Source organism: Gracilibacillus halophilus YIM-C55.5, from assembly GCF_000359605.1.
Classification (GTDB): Bacteria; Bacillota; Bacilli; order Bacillales; family Amphibacillaceae; genus Gracilibacillus; species Gracilibacillus halophilus.
Genome location: NZ_APML01000093.1, coordinates 1 through 4184, shown reverse-complemented (window position 1 = coordinate 4184; position 4184 = coordinate 1). Strand labels below are relative to the sequence as shown.

The window sequence follows — 4184 nt, the reverse complement described above, 5'->3', positions numbered from 1 at the left end:
AAGTTTACGAAAACAGCCTTACTTATAAAGTAATTGATTAATCTTCATCAAAAAGATTCATACTTAAATATCTTTCACCTGTGTCTGGTGCGATACATACTACACGTTTTCCTTTTCCTAATTTTTTCGCTACTTCAATGGCTGCATAAACAGCAGCACCTGCAGATGGACCCACAAAGATCCCCTCTTTTGCAGCTAAATCTTTAAACGTGTTAATCGCATCGTCATCGCTAATTTGAATGATCTCATCGTAGACATTTGTATTTAAGATATCCGGTACAAAGCCAGGACTCGTACCGACAAGTTTGTGCTTACCAGGATGACCTCCTGATAAAACTGGAGACCCCTCTGGTTCCACAACAGCAACGTGTAAATCAGGAAGTTCTTCTTTTAATGTCTCACCTGTACCCGTTATGGTGCCACCTGTCCCAGCAGTTGCAACAAAAGCATCCAATTCTTTGCCTGTTTGATTTAAAATTTCTTTGGCTGTTGTATGGCGATGAATATCCGGATTGGCTATGTTTTCAAATTGCTGTGGCATAAAACTATTTGGAATCTCTTCAACAAGCTCTTTTGCTCTTCGAATGGCACCAGGCATTTTTTCGCTACTTGGAGTGAGTTCTACTTTTGCACCATAAGCTTTTAAAATATTGATCCGTTCTTTTGTCATATTATCAGGCATGACAAGAATGGCTTGATATCCTTTTGCAGCTGCTGTCATCGCAAGGCCGATACCTGTGTTGCCACTCGTTGGTTCAACAATCGTGGCTTCTTCTTCTATTACCCCTTGTCTTTCTGCTTCTTCTATCATGCTAAAAGCAGCACGATCTTTTACACTGCTAGAAGGATTAAACATTTCTAACTTCACATAGATTTCTGCTGCATCTTCTGGTACAATGCGGTTCAAACGTACCATGGGCGTATTTCCAATTAATTCTGTGACATTATTTACGATCTTCATTTGGCGTAACCCCTCTTTCATAACATATAACTCGATATTAATAATAGTAACAGTGATAACGTAAGAAATCCAATAGGGGCAATTCAGTTTATAAATAATTGTCGAATTTTTACAGAACATTGGAGAATGGCACTGAAGATAAACGAAAACATACCTATGAAAACAATAAATATGTTTATAAATCTTCGATCACAATATAAGAAACTTTCGTTGGACCATGAACGCCAACGACTAGATTCATTTCAATATCTGCACTATTACTGGGCCCTGTAATGAAATTTATACACGTTGATAATGTACTTCCCTTTTCCACTTGATCGCTAATCTCATTTGTTGCCTGTGTCATTCGTGGGACAATGGTCGATTTTGGGATTAATGCAATATAATATTGAGGTAACAAACTGATGGAACGTCCTTGAGTAGCCCTATTCAGCAAAACGACCGTTCCCGATTCTGCTAATGTGATATCACTATACGTTATGCCTACATCGGCTTGTTCACTGAAAGAGATTGATTCATTCCTGCATTCGTTGTCCCACTGGAATGTATCACATCCAAGAAACTCAATATCGTCAAAACGGTTATCATTGGGATAAATAACAGTACGAGCTTGATAAGTTTGTAGCACCTTTTGAATACATTCATTGAGTGTTGTTTGGTTTGTTTGATAAAAGTCCGTATGAATGTGTTGACATTGTTGTTTTAACACTTCGATTAACGCTTCTTGTGAATCATCTTGATGCACTTGATACTGTGGTGTCACTGAATACGTTGGCTTTGCAACTTTCTTTTCAATGGATATACTACCTATTTTTTCACGAATGGTCGCTAAAAATGATTCACGATTTTTAATTTGTCCTCGTGTCATATGTTTGCTCCCCTTTTTTATGTGTCTTAAACCAATCACGAAACCGCTCTTTTGATGGGGCTGGTAAATCTCTTGATGACGTCCAATGTTTTAACGGGCCTGGTCCTTTATGCATGAGCTCTCCATGACGAAACGGTGTCGTTAAGAACGGGGCTGATTTGGTCGCAATTCGATATAGCTGACTCGAGTTAACAATTTGCTTAAACCCTTTCATTGCTAATCGTTCAGATAATGGCGATTCTCGTTCTTCTTCAACAATACGACGTCTATGCATAATCAATTGTTCATGTAAAGGAATTTTCACAGGACAGACTTCTGTACACGCACCACATAGACTAGAGGCATATGGCAATTCTTTATATTGATCATATCCACCTAACAACGGGGAAAGAACCGCTCCAATCGGCCCTGGATAAATCGAGCCATAGGCATGCCCCCCAACATGACGATATACAGGACATACATTGATACATGCCGCACAGCGAATGCAATGTAAGGCTTCTTGAAATTCCGTGCCTAATATGTTTGAACGACCATTATCAACAATGACTAAGTGAAATTCTTCAGGACCATCCGCTTCATCATTTTGTTTCGGTCCAGTTAGCGCAGTGATATAACTCGTTAATTTTTGCCCGACAGCTGCTCTCGTTAACAAACTCACAACGATATCTAATTCTTCCCAACCTGGGACGATCCGCTCCATTCCCATTACACTAATCTGTGTTTTTGGTAAAGCAGATACCATACGTGCATTTCCTTCGTTCGTCACTAATGTAATCGAGCCAGATTCAGCAACTGCAAAATTACATCCAGTAATGCCAATATCCGCTTCTAAAAATTCCTGTCTCAATTTCTCTCGCGCAAACAAGGCTAATTCTTCAGGTTTCTCAGTTTGTTCATACTGCAATTTATCATGAAACACATCGCGAATTTGTTCTTTGTTTTTATGAAGTGCAGGCGCAACGATATGGGAAGGTGGATCATGATCATCCATTTGAAGAATGTATTCACCCAAATCGGTCTCTACGACATTACATCCAATATCTTCTAATGCTTCGTTCATAGACAGTTCTTCGGTCACCATCGATTTAGACTTGGCAATCTTTTTTGCTTCTTTTTCTTTAGCCACTTGTTGAACATACTGATTTGCTTCTTCTGGCGTTTCTGCAAAGTAAACATGACCACCCAGTTCAGATACTTTCTCACTTAATTGATGTAAATAATAATCAAGGTGTTCAATTGTATGCTCACGAATTTCCTTACCTAATTGACGCCAATCTTCCCAATCACCAAGCTCTTCTGCTGCGTTCGTTCGATTGGTTTGTAAACGTTCCTGCGCTGATCTAACTGCACCTCGCATGAATTGATCATTTAATCCTTCGCTGATTCGGTTTCGGAAATCTCGTTCGCCGACCTGCATTGGCATTATGAATCACCTCTACTATTTAAAATTTCGGCAATATGCTTCACGTCAATGGGTTCTTGGTTTCTTGTTAATCGGCCACCAATATTCATCAAACAGCTAGCATCGGCTCCTAGTAAAACGTTCGCACCTGTTTCTGATATATTCTCTGCTTTTTCTTGAACCATTTGCTCTGAAATCGTTGCCATTTTCACTGCGAAAGTTCCGCCAAATCCGCAGCAGTCCTGTTGATTCGGTAAATCGACTAATGTTAATCCTTTCACGTTTTCTAAGAGTGTAAAAGGAGCCTCTCTCTCCTCTAAAAGTCGTGTCATGTGACAAGATGTATGATACGTAGCGGTTGCATTGTAATAAGCACCGACATCTTCAACTTGTAACACATGAACAATAAATTGTGTCAGTTCGTAGGTTTTCTCTTTTAATGCAAGCGCCCGTTGTCGCCAATTGGAACCATCTTCAAACAAATTCACATACTCCTTTAGCATGTAAACACAAGATCCTGAAATACCAACAACATATTGAGAATCTTCAAAAGTTTCGATCATTCGTTTGGCGATTTCCTTTGTTTCTTGATGATAACCACTGTTATATGCAGGTTGTCCACAACATGTTTGCGCATGAGGAAAGTCAACGTCACATCCTAAATGTTCAAGTAATTCAACCGCCGCTTTACCAGCGTTCACATAAAATATATCGCCAAGACAAGTTATAAATAAGGACACTTTCATATTCTTTCCCCCTTTCTGCATAAGGGTTTTTATTTAATAAAGAATGAGACTAGGACAAAACTAAATAGAAGAACAATAATCTGAACAATCTACATGAAGCGTAGGCAAAATACGGAGACTCCTGTGGGAGCAGCGCGAGCTGAAGATCCACTGTGTGAAGAGTTTTTCTTCACACAGTTAGCTAAAGCCGTGCCCACGGTATAG

Annotated in this window: 4 protein-coding genes; all 4 read right to left on the bottom strand. The window is 39.4% G+C overall.

Features of this window, described 5'->3' with window-relative positions; genetic code table 11:
• Window positions 1–37: 37 nt before the first annotated feature.
• Window positions 38–961: a cysteine synthase A gene (gene cysK / locus J416_RS14715; RefSeq protein WP_003475114.1), complete on the bottom strand. Its 924-nt coding sequence runs from the start codon at window positions 959–961 to the stop codon at window positions 38–40.
• A gap of 175 nt (window positions 962–1136) precedes the next feature.
• A complete protein-coding gene (locus tag J416_RS14710) occupies window positions 1137–1829 on the bottom strand; it encodes a LutC/YkgG family protein (protein ID WP_003475113.1) in 693 nt (230 codons plus the stop codon).
• Window positions 1810–3255, bottom strand: coding sequence for a LutB/LldF family L-lactate oxidation iron-sulfur protein (locus J416_RS14705; RefSeq protein ID WP_003475112.1), 1446 nt, complete (start codon window positions 3253–3255; stop codon window positions 1810–1812). Before J416_RS14705 ends, J416_RS14710 begins: the two co-directional genes overlap by 20 nt.
• Window positions 3255–3980 (bottom strand): (Fe-S)-binding protein, encoded by a 726-nt coding sequence (locus tag J416_RS14700; RefSeq protein WP_003475110.1) that lies wholly within the window; start codon window positions 3978–3980, stop codon window positions 3255–3257. The genes J416_RS14705 and J416_RS14700 overlap by 1 nt, the downstream gene beginning before the upstream one ends.
• Window positions 3981–4184 lie beyond the last annotated feature (204 nt).